This is a genomic window from Nostoc sp. (assembly GCF_036916655.1).
Taxonomy (GTDB): Bacteria; Cyanobacteriota; Cyanobacteriia; order Cyanobacteriales; family Nostocaceae; genus Nostoc.
Map to the genome: position 1 here is coordinate 47,342 of NZ_JBALFY010000030.1, position 19,905 is coordinate 67,246.

General features: G+C 41.0%; 8 protein-coding genes. 5 read left to right on the plus strand and 3 right to left on the minus strand.

The window, feature by feature from the left end; all coding sequences use genetic code 11:
• Nucleotides 1-115 precede the first annotated feature (115 nt).
• From V7L31_RS09040 to V7L31_RS09050, 3 genes are all read right to left on the minus strand, one after another.
• A complete protein-coding gene (locus V7L31_RS09040; RefSeq protein WP_334695985.1) occupies nucleotides 116-4,867 on the minus strand; it encodes a PfaB family protein in 4,752 nt (1,583 codons plus the stop codon).
• 158 nt (nucleotides 4,868-5,025) lie between these two features.
• A complete protein-coding gene (locus V7L31_RS09045; RefSeq protein WP_334695905.1) occupies nucleotides 5,026-6,753 on the minus strand; it encodes an SDR family NAD(P)-dependent oxidoreductase in 1,728 nt (575 codons plus the stop codon).
• 358 nt (nucleotides 6,754-7,111) lie between these two features.
• Nucleotides 7,112-12,538 carry a beta-ketoacyl synthase N-terminal-like domain-containing protein gene (locus tag V7L31_RS09050; RefSeq protein ID WP_334695906.1) on the minus strand — a complete coding sequence of 1,809 codons (5,427 nt, stop codon included), beginning with the start codon at nucleotides 12,536-12,538 and terminating at the stop codon, nucleotides 7,112-7,114.
• A 2,081-nt stretch (nucleotides 12,539-14,619) separates the two neighbouring features.
• On the opposite strand from V7L31_RS09050, the gene V7L31_RS09055 reads away from it, so the two are divergent.
• The 5 genes from V7L31_RS09055 (at nucleotide 14,620) to V7L31_RS09075 (ending at nucleotide 19,887) form a co-directional block, all read left to right on the plus strand.
• Nucleotides 14,620-15,828 (plus strand): ABC exporter membrane fusion protein, encoded by a 1,209-nt coding sequence (locus V7L31_RS09055; protein WP_334695907.1) that lies wholly within the window; start codon nucleotides 14,620-14,622, stop codon nucleotides 15,826-15,828.
• Between the two features lie 106 nt (nucleotides 15,829-15,934).
• Nucleotides 15,935-17,113, plus strand: a complete 1,179-nt coding sequence (gene devC, locus V7L31_RS09060) for an ABC transporter permease DevC (RefSeq protein ID WP_334695908.1) — start codon at nucleotides 15,935-15,937, stop codon at nucleotides 17,111-17,113.
• Between the two features lie 90 nt (nucleotides 17,114-17,203).
• The gene (locus V7L31_RS09065) at nucleotides 17,204-18,208 is read left to right on the plus strand and encodes an NAD-dependent epimerase/dehydratase family protein (RefSeq protein ID WP_334695909.1); all 1,005 of its coding nucleotides are present in this window, start codon (nucleotides 17,204-17,206) and stop codon (nucleotides 18,206-18,208) included.
• A 193-nt stretch (nucleotides 18,209-18,401) separates the two neighbouring features.
• Nucleotides 18,402-19,385, plus strand: a complete 984-nt coding sequence (locus tag V7L31_RS09070; protein WP_334695910.1) for a glycosyltransferase family 2 protein — start codon at nucleotides 18,402-18,404, stop codon at nucleotides 19,383-19,385.
• A gap of 34 nt (nucleotides 19,386-19,419) precedes the next feature.
• On the plus strand, nucleotides 19,420-19,887 hold the full coding sequence (locus tag V7L31_RS09075; RefSeq protein WP_334695911.1) for a DUF2141 domain-containing protein: 468 nt from the start codon (nucleotides 19,420-19,422) through the stop codon (nucleotides 19,885-19,887).
• Nucleotides 19,888-19,905: the final 18 nt, after the last annotated feature.

Below are 19,905 nucleotides of genomic sequence, written 5' to 3' on the forward strand. Positions count from 1 at the left end.
CAATTATTAAAAAAGGGGAGTGGGGAGTGGGGAATGGGGAAGAAATATTTTCCTTTTCTTAGTTCATCATTCCCCTTACCCAAGGTTATTGACGGTTGAAGTATGTAGACTTATGTCAAGATTCGTCGTTAAGCAAGTTTTGGGCGCAAGCTAGTTGCAATTGAATGATTTCGCTCATTTGTTGACTGTAATCTTGTCTAGCTTGTAAGAAGGCAGTGTGTGCTTTAGTTATCTTTGAATTATTCGCATTGAGCTTTTGATACTGGGTCTTATTTAAATCGAACATGCTGATGATGCTACTAATTTTTTTAGTGATGACAGGTGGCGAAAAAAGAGAAGTTTGCTGCCCAATTGCGCTTGACTCAGAAGATTGTAATTGTTCTCTCGGTTCAAAAACGTTATCAATGATATTTTTCTGTTTTACTTCTTCTGGCTGAGGCAAGATGTTAGGGGAATGACTTTCTTCTTGGGTTATTTGGTTGGAAGTGTTAAGATAATCTGTGATTTCAGATTGCTGGATGTTAGGTATATCTGGATGCTGTATTTTGAAACGTTCACTCCTAAGATCCCCAACAAAATCTTTAACAATCTGGCGATTTTCTTCGCTCAAAATTGTAGCAGCAATTGCTTTTCCACCCAAGGTAACTGTTCTCAATGTTGCTTTATTTTGATTAGCAGTTCCTTGAGCTTTACTGTACAACGGTGATAAATCTACGTTTACCTGATGACTGAGTAGTTTTGCTAATGCTTTGACCATTGCAGCATGGTCATCCATTCCTCTACGATTTAGAGAGACGGTGATATGTTCTTGGTTGCCGAGAATTTTGTCAATCCATCGCGAACAGACATTACCTGCACCCGCTTCTAGAAATATTTTGACTCCATCACCGTAGACACGATTAACTAATTGCGGAAAATCAAGTTCTTGGCACAATCCTTTGGCGATGTTGTGGGCAATGGTATCGCTATCAAGTGCAATTGGTTGATAATCGGCGGCTGAATAGAACACAATACCAGGAAGATTTTGAGATGGTAAGGTGTTTACCTTCTTGATTTCCTCGTACTGCGATCGCATCGCTTCACAATGTATCACATGGTCGAAGGGTGCGGGGAAAGCATTGCAGCCTAGAGTTGCAATCACTCGCTTACAGGCGGCATCGTCACCAGCAATTAATACTTCTTCTGGTGTGTTGATTTGAGTTAAGTAGACGCGATTCTCTTGTTTCAGGCATTCTCTAACTTGCGATGGAGTAGCCATGAGAACATAAGTATTCCAAAGATTGTTGTTTGAGGAATCGGTTAATCCCCAATATTCCCGCACAGCATTTTTTGGCCCAGATAATTTATCGCCAAATAGAGGTGATGAGTTTAAGGTGTTACTTCCGCCCTCAAAATTACTCCAAACCCCTTGGGCAACCATCATACTAGTTTCACCCAAGCTATACCCAAATACAGATTGCGGCTTGACTTGAAAATCATCTCGGAAAATTGCCGTCATGTATCTAGCAAAGGCGATTTCACTTTCAAACATTGCTAGTGAATCATCTAACAATTGCTTTTCGAGAGTTTCTAATTGTCTGGTTGTCAATTTAGGTAAGCTTCTGGGATAAACCAGCTTTTCAACATCGGCAGCCCGATTGTAGAGGTTGTTACTTTTTAAGTCCTCAAAAACTTTCGGAAATAAGCGGAAGACGCTGCGACCAATGCCAATATAAGAATTGACTGCTGCGGGGTAAACGTAAGCAACCGCTCCAGTTTTACCCAATGGTTTCGCTGTGAAATAACTACCTAGTGGTGTTTGCCAATCTGTGCCGTTTTCAAAGGCATTATTTATGCCTTTGCGGGCAGATTCAATTTCTTTGAGTAAATCTTTTGTGTTACGTCCTGTAATTGATAAGACGTATTTTGGATTAGAATGCTGTTGAAAAGTAGCGAATGTTTCGCTGGCGGTAACTGATAAAGAAGAACTCGCTTCTATGGTATTTTGGAGATTGTTGAGAAGATCGGAGATGGTGGTGCGATCGCTAACTGCGATAGGAAACAAATGAAAAGGCATTTGTTGCAAATATCTGTTGTCGCGCTCCTCTTGGCTGGGTTCCTCCGATAAGATTAAATGGGCGTAGCTGCCATCTATAGCCATGCTATTAATTGCTGCTATTCTGCGTGTGCTGCCTTTATCGACAAACCAAGGTCTTGATTCCATTGCCACATAGAAAGGGCTGCCTTCCCATACTTGCGGTGTTTTGACACCAGACCATTTGGGTGTGGCAGGAATATACCTGTAATAAAGACAGAGAGCAGTTTTGATTAAGCTAGCAATTCCCGATGCTGTATAGGTGTGTCCGATATTGGCTTTGACGCTGCCCAATGCACAGTGCAGACCATTGCCCACTTTCGGATAAGCTTGCAGTAAACCTGTGATTTCGGCTTCATCCTCCTGGGGAATGCCACTACCAAAGACTTCCACATAGTTAACCTCTGTGGGTTGAATCTCCGCCATCTCGAAAGCTTGTTTGCAGACATTGCTGATAGCTGAAGCATCAGGTTTTACCAAAGCGTCATTCAAAGTAGAATTACCTTGTGCGAAACTCATGGCATCAATTACTGCATAGATGCGTTCATTATCTTCTTTAGCAGCTTCGTAGCGCTTGAGGACGACAGCACCCGCACCTTCGCCAACTGTCCAGCCGTTAGCTTGTTGGTCATAACCCAAGGTATTTACACCCGTATTAATTGGGGCAAATTGGCTGCGGAATAAGACATTTTCCACACCACCGGCTAAATCTACCGCACCAACAACCACTGCATCTACTTCTCCAGTAGCGAGTAGCATTTGGGCAACTTCTAACGCTCTGAGGGCGGAATTTTCGCCAGCGCTGACGGTGAATGCAGGGCCAGTGAAATTCCATAAAGCAGAAATCCGACTCGCCATGATGTTGGCGATGTGACTCACATATTCGCCGATTTCTACTGGTTGGTGAATGCTATCTTTGACAATGGTTTCTAGTTGGGAAAGCTGTTCATCAGGTAGAGAAATTCCTTGGTTGAGTAAGCCATCCTTAACTTGCCAAGAGAGATTCCATCTTTGTTGTAACTGATGCACAGAGAATTCTGTCTCGGCGGCGACTATAACCGCTACATTGCCACCTTCCTGTAGTTTCGCATCTTTCACGGCGCGATCGCTAACTTTCAGAAGCAACAATTGTTGTGGGTTTAGCTTTTCGATTTCATTCGGTGGGATTTTACACGATAAAGTATCGATTTCAAAATCTTTGATATATGCCCCAACTGGCGCTTTTCCATCTGTTAAACCGTACTCCTTCAGGATACTTTCTTGATTTTCTATACCATGCCATCTTTGAGGCGGTAGGGAAGTAAAATGTTGTGTGCCATCATAAATACTGCGTTCAAAAGCATCTAATCCATTGCAGTTACCAAAAAAGGCATCCATGCCGACAATAGCAACTTTGGTAGGTGGAATAGGTGGAGTTGATTCAACTGATTCTGTTGTATTTCCTTGTTCTAAAATCAGATGAGAATTAGTGCCGCCAAATCCAAAAGCGCTAATAGCTGCCCGTTTAATTGATGTGTTATTATTCGGCCATGCTGTAGCTTTTCTAACAATTTTATCGGCAGTAATTGTACCTTTTTCTGATGTTAAAGGGTCAGAAACATTCATGGTTGCTGGAATTACACCATGAGACATACTCAAAATCACTTTAGTCAAGCCAACCATGCCAGCAGCAGTTAGCAAGTGACCAGTATTTGCTTTGGCAGAACCCACCAGAGGCACAGCTTGATTTTGACCAAAGAATGTTTCTATGGAGTTAAATTCGGTTGTATCTCCTAACAATGTGCCAGTGGCGTGACACTCTAGATAATCGATGCTTTTGGGACTAAACTTTGCTTCATTATAGGCTCGTTCAAAAGCTAAAACTTGCCCTTTAGGATTCGGACTCAGTAAATGCTTACCTTTGCCATCATTCGAGAGTCCATTACCGCAGATAGTAGCGAGAATATTATCGCCATCTCTAACGGCATCAGAATATCTTTTTAGCATCACCATCCCAACACCATCGGCGGGAATTAACCCTCTAGAGGATTTATCTAAGGGAAGGCTGATACCGTTTTCTGGATACCCTTGAACACCGGAAAATAACATCCGCACGAAGAGGGAATCTGCACAACTGATGGCTCCAGCTAACATCACATCAGCTTTATGTGACCATAAGTAATGAGATGCTAATTTAATAGCATAAAATGATGACGCACAAGCAGCATCCAGACATAAATTAATCTGGGATAAAGATAGAGCTTGAGCAATAATAGATGCTGGTAAGCCAGATATCAGGGCATTGTACAAAGATGCTTTAGTTGCAGTTGGGAGAGTAGCTAAATCAAAGTCTTCATCCTGCAAAAGTTCCCTGACAGCAGGGGTAATAGCTTGCTGGTAAATTGGAGAGAATAATTGATTAGATAATTTCGTCGGCAGCGAAAGATTACCTAAAATTACACCACATTTTGAGAGAACAGTTTGATTACCCCAATAACCACTATGCACAATTGCTTGTTTAGCAGCATACAACGACCATTTAAAGGTATTATCTAAATCACCAACAATTTCTGATGGTAGATTGTATTCACCAGGGTCAAACTGAAAGTTACGGATGTATCCGCCTTTGAGAGAATAGGTTTTATCTGGTGTGCCTTTAACTGGATGGTGAAAAATTGTTGCATCTACTCCGATTTCTTCGACAGTCGCAGACGATCTTGAATCTTTTTCAGTAACAATATTCTGCCAAAATTCTTCAGGGTTTTTAGCATCTGGAAATAGACATGACAATCCGATAATGGCGATTTTTTCCACTACTGACATCCTCGATGTTTGGGTATTAGGCAAGAGATAATAAACAGGCAGGATTTACGCTGTTCCCCAAACTTTAAAAGAGGCAATTTAGCTGTTGAGTGGTGAAAAAAAAGCTCACACCAAAATGCAAAGTAGAAATGACAATTTCTGAAAAATTATTAGCTTCTGAGTAATTTCATCGACCAAATAATCGCGTGGGCACCGAGCATCCGCGAATATATTTGTCCTTGACGGTCATGGATGATAAAATCAGCAATTACACTAGTGGCTGTTTTCGCTTTTACTTCACACGAAACATAAAAAGGTTTGTTATGTGGTGTAGCTACAAACTGTTCATATTTTTCTACCCTACCAGGTAAACAAGCTTCTTGATGAAAGTGCTGTGTCCAAATCCATAACGCGTGCATACTCAAGTCAATCGTATAAGGATTGATCCATTGCACTGGAAATTGTCCTTGTTGTTTGTCGCTAATTTCTTGCCAAAGACATTCTGTAGTGATTTTTTCCGGGCTGATGTTTAAGACTTTTGTAACTTGCTGAAAAGCAGGGCCATGAAATAATGTAGCCCCTCCATTTTGATAAAAAGCTTTTCCTTTAGTGGTGATGATGTTATCTTCTTCAAGATTAATTGATTCATAAGGGCGGGCAATGGGGATTTTTTGCTGGAGATTGAGTTGAGCGCTAAAATGATAATGAGTTTTTCCTTCGGGGTTTTTACTCAAGATTGTTGCTTTAATTTCGATGTTTTCAAAGCTAACCTTGGAAATTTCTTCTATTTCTAAAATGTGTTCCTTTGCTAAGGATTCATTGAAAGTAATCCCCTTCAAAATTTTAAAATTTTGGTGATGGAACAATTTGTAACCTGGATAAAGTTGTTCGCAGGTATTGATCATCCATGTCATTGCACAAGTTGCTGGTAAAACTGGATAACCAGCAATAGTATGATCGTGTAAAAATGGATTAGCCTCCAATGTCATTTGGCGACGGATACGATAGGTTCGTAGTTCTGAATCTAACTCTGTAGCTTGTGGAATTAGTGGACTACCAATAACAACTTGTGCGGTTGCGTGATTGGAATTATCCATTTCTTTCACGAGCATTTGTGCCCCAACTGCAACGGGAATTATTTCGATGTTTCGCTCTTGGAACACTTTCTTTAATTCTGCTGTCACCATCCCACTATCCCAAGCGCCCCAGTTGATCGCGACTACATGACATGAGGGATAATTTTGTTTAAATATATGGGCTGATTTGTTCAGAATTTCATTTGCGATCGCATAATCAGACTGCCCAATATTTCCATGAAAACCTGTTACAGAAGAAAACAAAACTAAATGCTGAAGTTGATTAGGATTAACGCAAGTAAGGAGATTTTCTAATCCTTGCACTTTGGCGGTGTAAACTTTTTCAAAATCCTGTTCTGTTTTCTTTTCAATTAACTTATCAGCTAAGTTTCCCGCCCCGTGGATGATTCCGGTAATTGGGCCGAGGTGTTGCACAGCAGTGGCAAGTTTTTCTTGCAAAGCTGGCGTATCTGTGACATCGACGCTGATATATTCTGCTTTAGCTCCGGTTTTTTCAATTGCTGCTAGAGTCTTTTTAATTTCGCGGCTGGAGGTAATTTTGTTATATATCTTTTGCACATTCATGGGTGTGGGCTTCTCTCCTTGGGAAAGAAGATTTTCCATGATGCATTTTTTCAATGCGGAGTCATCAGAATTTTGAGCATAATCTGGCTCGGTTTCTAATAGTTCAGAGCGACCGAGAAGGATGAATTTACAGGGTTGGTGCTGGGCTAATCTGATAGTACACTCAGCCGTAATCCCTTTTGCACCGCCGCTCACGACAAAGACAGATGATGGACTAAGCTGGGCTGTTTGTGTCATAAATCCTCGTGAATACCTGCATAAATTGGGTTTTGATGTGTAACTGATTCTTGAAACCCCCGCTTCCATTCCTCTCCCCCACAGGGAGAGAGGCTTTGATTCTTACTCCCCTTCCCTACAAGGATACTGTTGGCGAATTAATAGGGGGTCTAACCCATCATTCCTCATTACTCTTGAGTCCGTTTCAACGGACTTGAGCTATTAGCCCGAAATTTATTTCAGGGCGGAAAAGCAACGCCAAACCAATGTTTTAGGGGTGAGGGGTCAAACCCACCATGAATTGACCAACAGTATCCTACAAGGGAAGGGGTTGGGGGTTAGGTTCGAGAGAAAGTTGCACACTGCGTTAATCAACTTTTTAATCGGCGATAAGGGTGACTCGTCCTTGTGAGCCGTAGCCAACTTCACTTATATAAAGGTTGGGGTCGTGAAGTTCGGCGATGATATTTTGTACTGACTGTTTAGCATCAAGTCTGGGGCTTAGGTCGATCGCACGAGTGAAAACTTTGGGCCATTCCCATTTGAGGGTTTTGGTTAATCCAAATAAACCAGCGCCGATCGCACCGAAGTTGACTTTGTACTCTAAACCGAAGGCTCCATCCAGGTGAGCAACTGTGCAGAAACAACTACGTCCATGCTTTGCAGCTTCGTTGAGAGAGGGTTTGAGGTGTTTCGCCATCAAAAATACGTGCTTGACGATCGCCTTTTCTGATTCGTTATAAGAAATACTCCCGGTGTGATTTCCTATAAAGATGGGATGGAGATGGATGAAAGCCCCAATCGCTCCACAGTGAGATGCGATCGCTTGCAATTGTTGTTGGAGATGTTCTTCACTCAAGTTTGCTAAAGTGACGCGGGTTACTCCTGTGGGTAAAGGCGCTTGCTGGGCGATGAGCGATTGGGGGAAGCTGATAACTACTACTTTCCAGCCTTTCTCGATTAGGGATTCAGCTAATTTATAGGTGGTGAGGGAACCATCATCGGTGATTAAACCGATGTGTCCCTCTGGTAACGTGAAATCCAAATAATCGGGCTGTGCTAGGCTTTTGAGTTTGACGAGATGGCGCGGGACATTATGCTCTAGTTCATGTTCTAATTGGGGTGGCTGCTGTCGGACAAACTCAGGTTCAGACTTTTTTTTTTCACCTCCAGCCAACTGCTGTAGGTAATCAACTATTTGACCGATGGTGCGGAGATCGCCGAGTTCTTCGATATTCGGTTTGGGTAAGTTGGGGTACGTTTCTTGCATCGCCCCTAAGATTTCTACCCGTTTGATGGAATCAATTCCTAAATCGGCTTCCATGTCCATGTCCAGTTCCAGCATCTCAACTGGATAACCAGTTTTATCGCTGGTGATGGCTAACAAGGTTTCACCTAAGTTTGCAAATTCATCACTTGTAGCGGGAGCAACTTCTGGTTCTGGGGTGAATGCAACAACTACGCTTACTTCCGGTGTAGTAACTACCTCAACTACTGGTGCAGCCTCTACTGGAGTCTCGGTTGCTGGTTGCACTTCGTGAATTGCAATTTCTACCGAAACACTTTGGGAAGCGTGGGATTGCAGATACTCGACAACTTGACCGATGGTGCGTTTTTCTGAGAGTTCTTCTAAGTTGGGCTTGGGTAAGTTGGGGTACATTTCTTGTAGCGCCCCCAGAATTTCCACCCGTTTGATGGAGTCAATTCCTAAATCAGCCTCCATATCCATGTCCATTTCCAGCATTTCGACTGGGTAGCCGGTCTTGTCGCTGGTGATGGCTAAGAGGTTTTTATCCAAGTCAACAATATCGATGGTTGCGCCAGATACAGGTGCAGCTGTCGTGGGTGCTGGTTCTGCTTTGAATGCAACAACGTCGTTGACTGGAGGTGAGCTAATTTTGACTACAACTTCAGGCTGGGGTTCTACTACTGGAACAGGTGGCTCTACCGTCTCGACAGTTGCGAAATGCGGTGTGGGCAGTAGAGACGCGATCGCTCGTGTCTCTGTGGATACAGGAGTTTCAACTACAGGCTCTACAGCAGCCGGGAGAGGTTCTTGGGTAACATTTAAGCCATTTTTAGCTACAGGCTCAGTTACAGGCAAAGGCTGGCTTTCTACTATCTTGGTAGTAGCGGGTACTGGTGCTTCTGTGGTGAACGGAGTGAAATTGCTGAGTTTCTCTGTAAGTTGAGTTACTCCATCACCAGAGATAATTTGAGAATACTCTTGCTGGATGAGTTGGAAAAAGCTCTTAGTATATTCCAGTTGCTCTTGGAGATATTGCTCATGGATGCGTAGAGTTTCACCTTGTTGGGAGTGAAACTGCATCATGCTACGCTCTAAGCTTTCCATGACAACTAGCTTCATTTTGGCAGTTTCGGCTGTTGATTTACTTTCACTCAACAAAGAATTCTGCTGCTGCATCAGTTGGAAAAACGCTTTGGCGTATTCCATTTGATGGTTGAGATAAGTACCGTGAACTTGTAAATTCTCGGCTTGATTTTCCTGGAACTGTGTCAGGAGGTATTCTAAACTTGCTAAAAGTTGTTCGTAATTGGTAAGTTTTTCTGGCGTTGGTTGCATCTTAGATTCCTGGACTGGTTGTGACAGGGTAACAGGATTCATCTGTTGCTCTGGCTGGGTGATGATACTAGCAGTCACACCGTTCATTGCTGGGGTAAGTTTTTTATGTCCGTTAGTCTCTATCACTGCTACAGGTGGAGTTACACCGGGGCTGCTAAATAAAGGAGCCGCTTCAGAATATTCGGGGGCGGGTAATGTGACTTTGTGCCCATCCTGCAAAGCAAGAGCGAAGGCATTTTTCGTTTTTTCGGATCTGTAGTTGATGCCGTTTAAACGCACATTTAATGTCTTCTTCGTCTCAATTGGGGGGATAGTTTGGGGAAGTTGGTAAGGATCGAGATTATTCAAAGCCAAACCAATCACCCGCAATTGCACAACTGCTTCTCGCAAAGAGCGATCGCTATTCTTTTGAGCGCTAGGGTTCAAAGATACGGTAATATGTGGGCGATCGCCAAGAATCTCTTTCACCAAGTTGCTAAGAATTCTCCTCGGCCCAAATTCCACAAAGCAAGTACCACCCTCTGCATAGATATTTTCAATTTCCTGCTTGAACAGCACTGAGTTAGAAAGGTGCGTTTCCAGAATCTTTTGAATATTTTGGGCTTCCTTGGGATACTGCTTACTGGTGACGTTGCTGTAAACAGGAATTTTGGGAGTTTGGAACTTGACAGACTTGGTAGCGATCGCAAATGATTTCTGAGCAAAGGCGATTAGCGGTGTATGGAACGCTGCGGAAACAGGTAACAATACAGCCGTATATCCTTTATCGTGCAAAATCTGACGGACTTTTGCGATTTCTGCGGTAGGCCCAGCCAAGACAAATTGAGTGGGAGAATTTTGATTAGCGATCGCAACTTGCGGAAACTGCTTCAACACTGCTTCCACTTTGCTGATATCTTCTTTGACAGCCAGCATACTACCCGCATCATGATCCGGGTCTTCGGGTGCAGCCATTGCTTGACCCCTAGCTTTCACTAAGAACAAGTAATCTTCAGTACTCAAAACTCCCGCAGCCCATAGCGCTGTGAGTTCGCCAAAGCTATGTCCCGCCACAAAATCTGACTTAAACCCAGCTTGTTGCAGTATGCTGTACATCCCTGCACTCAACACCCCGATGGCTGGTTGAGCGTACTCTGTGCGTTGCAAAGCAGCAATTTGGACATTTTTTTCTGCCTCTCCAAACACAGGATGAGGGAAAACGATTTCTGACAACGGCTGCAAATTATCTTTGATTAACAGGCTATCCATATAACCATGCAGACGGCGCATCAAAGGAAAATTCATCACCAGTTCGCGTCCCATCTCCAGGTATTGCGAACCTTGTCCAGAAAATAGAGAGACAACTTTTCCGCCCAACTCCATACCAGAGGCGCGGTAATAAATCCCTTGGGGATGCTCCCAAGATGCTGCTGAACCTTTGAGTTTCAGCCAATCAATGCTAGTTTGCAGAAACTTGCAAGCTTCTTCGAGATTCTCAGCGACAAACCCAAATCGGGGAGCAGAGAGGGGAATTTGTTGTGATTTGCACTCATTGACTAATTGTGAGTAGTGTCTGGGTGCTTCAGGCGATCGCAACTTACCTAAAATCTCTTCCGACTTGCTCAACAATTCCTCTACCGTGGGAGCAAACAACAGCACTTCACTAGCGCCACTGTGTAAGCGGTAAGCCACATTTTGGTCGGCTTCATATTCTTCCAAAACAACGTGATAGTTAGTACCACCAAATCCGAAAGAACTTACACCCGCACGTCTTGGCGCTTCCCCTTCTGGACGAATCCAAGGTCTAGTTTCGGTATTCAAATAAAAGGATGAATTTTTAATGTTGAGTTTGGGGTTCGGCTCAGTAATGTTAATTGTCGGCGGTAATACTTTGTGATGTAGTGCCAAAGCAGTTTTAATCAAACTCGCCGCACCCGCAGCCGCTTTTGTGTGTCCGATTTGTGATTTCACACTACCCAAAGCGATGTGCTGTTTTTTGTCATCATGCACATCAAAAAAGTCTTTTAAAGAACCGAATTCTGTCGGATCTCCAGCCATTGTACCAGTGCCATGTGCTTCCATCAAACCCACAGTAGCGGGAGAGAAACCGGCATCTTCATAAGCACGTTCCAAAGCTTTAACTTGGCCTTCTTTGCGAGGAGCATAAATACTCTTGTAACGTCCATCGCTGGAAGTACCAATACCTTTAATTACGGCATATATTTTATCGTTGTCCCGTTCCGCATCTTCTAACCGTTTGAGGACAATCATCCCGATACCTTCACCCAGCATCATCCCATCCGATTTTGCATCGAAAGGTTTGACATTTTCACTAGGAGAAACCGCCGGTGTTTTGCTAAATGAGATGTAAGCCATGATGGTGTTATCGGTATCAACGCCACCAGTTAGCATCATGTCAGAACGATGCTCAACTAGTTCGCTGATTGCCATTTTTAAAGCACCAAAGGAACTAGCGCAAGCAGCATCAACTACACAATTCATCCCGCCAAAATTGAGGCGATTGGCAATTCTACCCGCGACTACGTTAGCTAACATTCCAGGGAAAGCGTTCTCATCCCATTTCACATAAGCGCTTTTAATTTTATCAACGATTTTTTGGGTATCTTCGTCAGATAAACCACTGCTTTTAAGCGCTTTTTCCCAAATCGGATATTCCAATCTCGCCGAAAGTGGCATTCCTAATTGCTTGGCCATCGCCACGCCTAAGATTACCCCAACCATCTCGCGGTTAAAATCACGTTTTTCGCCATAACCAGCATCTTCCATCGCCTCTTTCGCAACCACTAAACTTAATAGTTGCGATACATCTGTGACTTCTAAAATGCTAGGTGGTATACCGAATTCCATCGGATTAAAATCAACCTCTGGAAGAAACCCACCTCTTTTACAGTAGGTTTTATCTTCAGTAGTTCTGGGATTCGGATCGTAATAATCTTCGACACTCCAATGAGTGGAAGGAACATCAGTAATACAGTCAATTTTGTTTACAATATTTTGCCAGTATTCCCGTAAATTTCTAGCTTTAGGTAATAGAGAAGCCATCCCAACAATGGCTATAGGATTGTGTTGTAATTGTCTGTTAATTTTGTTGATCGACACTGATTTATTTGGCTTATCTGACTTCATCTTTTTTTCCTCAATAGACCTCATCACAGCCTGTTCACAATTATTGACAAGGCTTTCTAACTCCGCTAAGGCAGTATCAATTGAATAAGCAGACATAGGGCATAGTTAGTACTGTGGATTGTGTAGCTACAGTAATTCTGTTGCCTACTAAATAATGAAAATCTCTCGTCTTGTTAGCAGCTAGCTATCCTATCTGCCTCCAAATCGACACCACACGATACATACTGCCCTCATAAAGCCTTAGAAGGCGATTTTGGTACGCAGCGTAGGCGTAGCCCGTCGTAGACATCGCGAAAAAATGTTATACAACGCTAGACTCTTAATATTGGGTCAATCAATTTCGGATTTTAGATTTGTGTTAGCGAGTCTTAAAGTGTCTTTTAGATTTGTTTCACCTACAATAAGTGCAGGATGAACCCAAAAAATCCAAAATCCAAAATCTAAAATGTTTTGAGCAATGGTATCCTACTGGAGCGATGAAAACTGAGGAGTAGCTAAGAGAACAGAAGCGTTTTTTCTCCCGTTACTGTTTGATTATCTAGCCCAACCACAACAATATAGCTGGTGTTAATGACAACGTTCTGTATCTTGATGAATGTCATAGCTAGTTTCAACGTCCGGGATAACATATTTTATGGTATTTGACCCAGTAAAGTTGACAAGTTCGTTACAGAAAAGACACCACCTTTAATCCGAGTTTATGCAAGTTGAAAAACTAATTAAACGATCGTAAGGTGATTACAAAGCAGTTATCTTTAGTTATTTTTAATGTCAAAATATCAATTAAATAACTAGTTTGTATAACTACTTTAAGGCATTGAATTAATAAAAACAATAACACACTTTACAGAAACTAAATCATTCCTTTAAAGTTATTTTATAAATAACCCGATACTCTTACTGATGTGAATTTTGAATAAAAATCAGCATAAAAGTATAATTTATGACTCTATAAATGTGTGAGAGATTCTCTTATCTATGGGTTAGACAGAAATATTCTCTTGAGTAAATCAACAGTACAAATCTGTTCTTTAGTAAATAACAATTCAATGAATACATAGATAAATTGAATAACCATAAGTATTTTCTCTCAGAGAAACATCATAATTGAACTAAAGTTGCTGGTCATTTTTCAATATAAGTCAAGTCAAGAAGTAAAGCGGTTATTTATAAAGCAAATGTTAATTTTTAGTATGTTCCTTGCTAAACATAATATGGGTAAAATGAGTCTCCAGTAAAAAGTTAACCGAAAACAAAGCTCAGGGTTTCTATCTACCCGCTCTACAATCAATCAATTGCAGTGTTCATAGTAGAGGTAATTCATGTGCAAAGCGGCTTCCCGCAGGATATTACCCCTACTACGAATCGCTACAATAATGTCTTATAGTACACAACCTTGTTAATAATAATCTGTTAGTAATATCAAATCTGCTTAATAACTAACTATTGCCTGGTATTTAATTGCTAGATACTAAATTAGTAATGAGTAAATACTTCAGTCTCTAATCAAACTATGATGAAAATTTTAGTGAGAGAATCAGGACTTATGCGAATTCAATTGGTTGACAAAGCTCAATTTTCACGCGATACTTAATAACAAGTTTATCCAACCTTTGAGTTCATTTTTATTAGCGCTTCGTTGTTTTTGAGAATTAAGTTTTCTGGCTAGCGCGATTGTATTTTACGCTACTGGAAGAGATATCAAATTAGGATATAACTTAGGAAGCTTTGAAGTAACACGCCATTAATTTTCACGCCACAATAATGAGAAGGAGTCAGAAGACAGAATTCAGAATTCAGAATATCCCAGCAATAAAGTCAGGGGTTTCAGTAAGGAAAGAATTTTTTCTTCTCCCTTGGCGCAGCCTCTCTCTTTGGGAGAAGGGGAGACGCTAAGAGCGAACACGCGCGTTTAAAATCGCGGGCTTTAAACCTCAATTCTCCATCCAGTCGCACAGAATCAATTCTGGATTCTGGCTCCTGAATTCTGAATTCTTCTTCGGTAAGTTTGGGCGGTAAAAGCGTACAAAAATCATATAAAACCAATTTAGATTCATCCACTTGATTAAGGTAGAAAATCTAGAGGAAAAGCCTCTTGGTAATTTGCGGATGAGTCTATTCTAATCGACTAAATATAACCAGGATATTCTCTAAAAAAGCAGAATTGGAATGAAAATATGGCAGTAAATAAAGAAAGTCGATTATTCACAAAACCTGTAGGCCGATCGCAACTAATTTTAGCAGCTTCTCTGACTTTAGCGGCTGGATTAATCGCTTTCTATAGTTTGACACCCTATTGGTCTAAACCGAAAGTTGTGACACAGCCAGCAAATCCTCCCAAAGCTGCCACGCCTGCGAAAGTTGCGGTGACAGCCTTGGGACGTTTAGAGCCAGAAGGTGAAGTTACTTCTTTGACTGCTCCTGCTTCTAATAATGGGGTACGAGTAGACAGACTGTTGGTAAAAGAAGGAGATGCGGTTAAAGCAGGGCAATTATTAGCCTATCTCGAAAATTATGGTCGTTCTAGAACCGCATTACAACAAGCTTTAGACCAGTTGCAAGTTGCAAAAGCTAAACTAGCGCAGGTGAAATCTGGAGGTAAAACCGGAGATGTTGATGCTCAAAAGGCTGTAATTGCCCGTTTAGAGCCACAATATAAAGGGGATGTTGCAACTCAACAGGCGACAATAGACCGCATCCAGGCGGAAGTAGACAACGCTCAAGCCGAGAATAATCGCTATCAGCAATTATATAAACAAGGTGCGATCGCGGCTTCTGTAGCAGATACCAAAGCTTTGCAACTAAAGACTACACAACAGCAGCTAACAGAAGCGCAAGCCACCCTCAAGCGGACTCAAGATACATACCAAGAACAACGCAAACAAGCAGAAGCGCAACTCAAGAGTATAGGCGAAGTGCGTGGTGTAGACGTTCAAGTTGCACAAACCGAAGTCAACAGTGCAACAACTTCTGTGCAACAAGCAAAAGCCGACTTGGATTTAAGTTATATCAAATCTCCCATTAACGGCAAAATTTTGAAAATTCACGCCAAAACCGGAGAAGTCATCAGCACCAGCAGAGGATTTGCTGAGATAGGTAAGACATCTCAAATGTATGTGATTGCAGAGGTGTATCAAACCGATGTTCAAAAAGTGCGTGTAGGACAAAAAGCCACCATTAGCAGTACTGCATTTACCGGAACATTAAAAGGAACTGTGAAAGAGATTGGTTGGCAAGTTGACAAGCAAAGCATCTTCAGTCTTAACCCTGGTTCAGATACAGACCGCAGAATAATTGAGGTCAAAATCTCCATCGATAATGCCGCAGATAGTGAAAAGGTCGCCCGTTTAACTAACCTACAAGTGGATGTTGCCATTCATATTTAGTCTATTAGGCATTAGTTATTAGTCATTCACAAATGACCAATGACCAATGACAAATGACATAGGCGCTTTGCCTTCCCGCAGGGTATGACAAATAACAAATAAATCCATGATTTTCAAAATTCCTTTAGCATGGCTACAGCTAGCCCAGCAAAAAGTTCGTTTACTAGTAGCTGTAGCCGGGATTGGTTTTATTGTGCTGCTAATGTTTGTGCAACTTGGTTTTCAAGATGCTCTCTATTCCAGCGCAACCGCAGTACATCAAAATCTCAAAGGAGATTTATTTTTAGTTAGTTCGCAATATAAATCTTTGACCTCAAATCAAAGCTTTTCGCGGACTCGTTTATACCAATCTCTAGGGTTTAATGGCGTAGAGTCAGTTAGCCCAATGTATTTGCAATTTGCCAAACTAAAAAATCCGGCAACTGGTGAGAAATATTCAATATACGTTATTGGTTTCGATCCAGGTAGACCTGTGATAAATCTCCCGGAAGTTGAGAAAAATTTAGACAAACTCAAAATTCCCGATGTCATGCTTTTTGATCGGGGTTCTCGTCCAGAATTTGGCCCAATAGCTGAAAAATTTAATGCGGGAGATACTACACAAACAGTTGAAATATTTCCCTTCAATTCATTAATTGGCTATAAAGTTAGAATTGGTGGCTTATTCACCTTAGGGCCTTCTTTTGGGGTAGACGGCAATTTACTTGTCAGTGACTCAACTTTCTTGAGGATAAATCCTAATAGTCGTCCGGCAGATATGATCGATATCGGTTTGATTTCCCTCAAACCTGGTACTAATGCAGAAAACGTACTGAAGAATTTGCAAGCAACATTGCCTAATGATGTTCAAATTTTCACACGTCAAGGCTTCATTGATTTTGAGAAAAAATATTGGGCTGTTAGAACACCCATTGGTTTTATACTTAACTTGATGTTGACAATGGCTGCGGTTGTTGGTGTAGTAATTGTTTATCAAATTCTTTACAGCAATATTGCTACCCAATTCGTTGCTTATGCAACTTTAAAAGCCATAGGTTACGCCAATAGATATTTGCTGAATGTGGTATTTCAGCAAGCTTTAATTTTGGCAATCTTAGGTTATATCCCAGGATTTATTACTTCTGTGTTGTTGTATAGTTTTGCAGCAGATGCAACTAAGCTACCCATAGTAATGACTAATAATAATGCACTGCTTGTTTTAACTTCAACAGTTTTAATGTGTATAACTTCTGGGGCACTTGCTATCAATAAACTCCGCTCCGCAGATCCGGGAGACATTTTCTAAGCAAGATAAATAACTCTAAGTAAACCTCCACCACAGTTTACTAGGCTTTTATTTTAATCCAAAATCCAAAATTGGCATACCCACTAATATATGAATCTCAACAACAAAACTCTTCTAATTACTGCAATTGATGAATTTATCGGTTTGCGTACAGCAGAGTTAGCAATAGCGCAGGGAATGAAAGTCCGTGGATTACAAAGTTCTACAGAAAAGAGTAAAAAATTACAGGATTTAGGTGTTGAGGTAATTATTGGTAGCATCACCGATTCTGCTATTGCTCAAAAAGCTTGTCAGGGTGTAGATATCATTTTACATACAGATCAAATTGCCGAAGAAGCTGGTGCAATTAGCCATTTTCGTGATGTTAATGTTGGCGGTGCTGTCAACATGGCTAAAGCGGCTAAACAGGCTGGTGTCAAAACATTTGTGCATCTATCCAGTGTGATGGTTTACGGTTTTAACTATCCTAATGGTGTTACAGAATCCGGGCCGCTATCTGGCGAGAATAATCCCTATTGTCAAACGAAAATAGAAGCTGAAGCAGCAGTTTTAGAACTGAATAATTCCTCAGACTTTGGCATCATTGTTATTAGGGCTGGAGATGTTTATGGCCCTGGAAGTATCCCCTGGATAGTCAGACCAATTCTGATGATGCGTCAAAAATTATTTGCCTGTGCCAATGATGCTAAAGGAGTAATCAATCATTTATATATAGATAACCTGATTGATGGCATCTTTCTGGCGATGGAAAAAGAAACCTACGGTGAAATATTTAATATCACCGATGGACAAGAAACTTCTTGGAAAGAATATTTTATGCGTTTAGCAGCAATGGAAGGGTTACAAGCACCCCTTTCATTATCGAAGGATGAAATTAAGTTGTTTCTGAAGCTACGTGTTCAAGGGCAAAAACTTTTTCGGAAAAAAGTTGATATTTTACCAGAGTCTATAGATTTTATGACTCGTCCTTATGCTTGTTCTATTGTCAAAGCCCAAAATCTGTTAAATTATAAACCAAAATTTGACTTAGAATCAGGAATGCAGTTAACACATGAATGGCTGCAAAAAACAGATATTCAAAGTTTGGTGAAATAGTTCACAGATTTTTTCAATCATTGTTAGATTGTTAAAAATTACATCCCCCACGTATTAAATAAATCGGGGATCTGGACACCACTAATTATTCTGAATTCTGGATTCTGAATTCTAAACTATTCCGTTGCATCTACCTAACAATTAGCTGTAATTAAGCATAAATAATCCACCATTTTTTGAATACTTGTTTTCTATGAGTAGCAATCAGCCACGATTGAGCATCGGATTACCTGTATATAATGGTGAAAGATTTATCAAACAAGCGATAGATTCACTCTTGGCTCAGACTTTTGAAGATTTTGAGCTAATTATTTCAGATAATGCTTCTACAGATAAAACAGAGGAAATTTGTAGAGCTTATGCCGAGCAAGATCAACGTATTTGTTACTACCGCAATGATACAAATATTGGTTGCGCGCGTAACTTCAATCGCGTTTTTGAATTGTCTTCGGGTGAGTACTTTAAATGGGCAGCTTATGATGACTTACATTCCCCAGATTTTATCAAGAAGTGTATTGAGGTACTTGACCAAGATCCTACGATAATCTTGTGTCATTCCCAGGTATATTTCATTGATGAACAGGGGAATTTTCTGCAAAACTACGATATCAAACTCAAGGCAGATGCGCTAAAACCACACGAGCGTTTTCATGAATTGCTGACGAAGCATTTATGTTATCAATGTTACGGAGTAATTCGCGCTAGTGCCTTGAGAAGGATACCAGAAATGGGTGGTTATGGTAATGCAGATGGAATTCTCTTGTTAAGACTTGGTATTCTTGGTAGATTCTATGAAATCCCTGAATACCTGTTTTTTGCCAGAAGTCACCCACAACAATCAATGAGTATGTTCTTTCCTAATTATTTATTATTAGGAAAGAAAAATCGAAAATCCTCATTGAATATTCTGCCAGATTTTTATGGGTATGCAGTGTGGTTTGATTCAGCAAATAAAGGAAAAACGTTATTGCCACATTGGAGAATCATCTGGGAGTATATACTCTCTATTTGGCGTAGTTCCCTGAGTTTGAATGAGCGCCTGTCTTGTCATAGAAGTCTACATCAGCAATTAAAAGGAACAGAATATCTTTTGCTGAAAGATATTCTCAAGGTGCTGCAAGGACTTGGAAAAGGTTGGCAGCCAACACAAATTAAACAAGAGCAAGTCACATTCTGAACGAATCGAAATAATTTCTTGCAACTACAAAACTATGCTGAAACTATCTCAATTATCTCATGTTTTGCTTGCTGCTTTAGTGAGCATCAGCTTTGCTAAAACAGTTAATGCAGAGCCAACTGCAACCCTAAGTGTTGTAGTAAATGGAATACATCACCAAAAAGGCGAGATTTGCTTCAGAGTTTACGCAAGTGAAAAAGGATTTCCAATGAGTAACTCTAGTGGATCTCAAAGCGGCTGCGTTAAGATTACTGGCACTTCTGTAAAAAAAGAATTCTCCGGTTTGAAGCCTGGAACTTATGCTGTTGCGGTAGTTGACGATCAAAATGGCGATCGCAAACTCAATAAAGACTTTTTTGGTATTCCCACAGAAGGTTTTGGGATTTCCAAAAATCCAACTGTGTCCATACAAACAGGTACACCAAAGTTTCGTGATGCCAGTTTTGTTGTAAACAAAAATACAACAGTCAACATCATCATGAAATATTCGCTTGATTCGTAAAGGGAATGGGGATTGGGG

Bases quoted from the DNA above. Each gene is read 5' to 3' on its own strand.
- V7L31_RS09045 (WP_334695905.1), bottom strand. From the start codon at position 6,753: ATGACACAAACAGCCCAGCTTAGTCCATCATCTGTCTTTGTCGTGAGC.
- V7L31_RS09050 (WP_334695906.1), bottom strand. From the start codon at position 12,538: ATGTCTGCTTATTCAATTGATACTGCCTTAGCGGAGTTAGAAAGCCTT.
- V7L31_RS09055 (WP_334695907.1), top strand. From the start codon at position 14,620: ATGGCAGTAAATAAAGAAAGTCGATTATTCACAAAACCTGTAGGCCGA.
- devC (WP_334695908.1), top strand. From the start codon at position 15,935: ATGATTTTCAAAATTCCTTTAGCATGGCTACAGCTAGCCCAGCAAAAA.
- V7L31_RS09065 (WP_334695909.1), top strand. From the start codon at position 17,204: ATGAATCTCAACAACAAAACTCTTCTAATTACTGCAATTGATGAATTT.
- V7L31_RS09070 (WP_334695910.1), top strand. From the start codon at position 18,402: ATGAGTAGCAATCAGCCACGATTGAGCATCGGATTACCTGTATATAAT.
- V7L31_RS09075 (WP_334695911.1), top strand. From the start codon at position 19,420: ATGCTGAAACTATCTCAATTATCTCATGTTTTGCTTGCTGCTTTAGTG.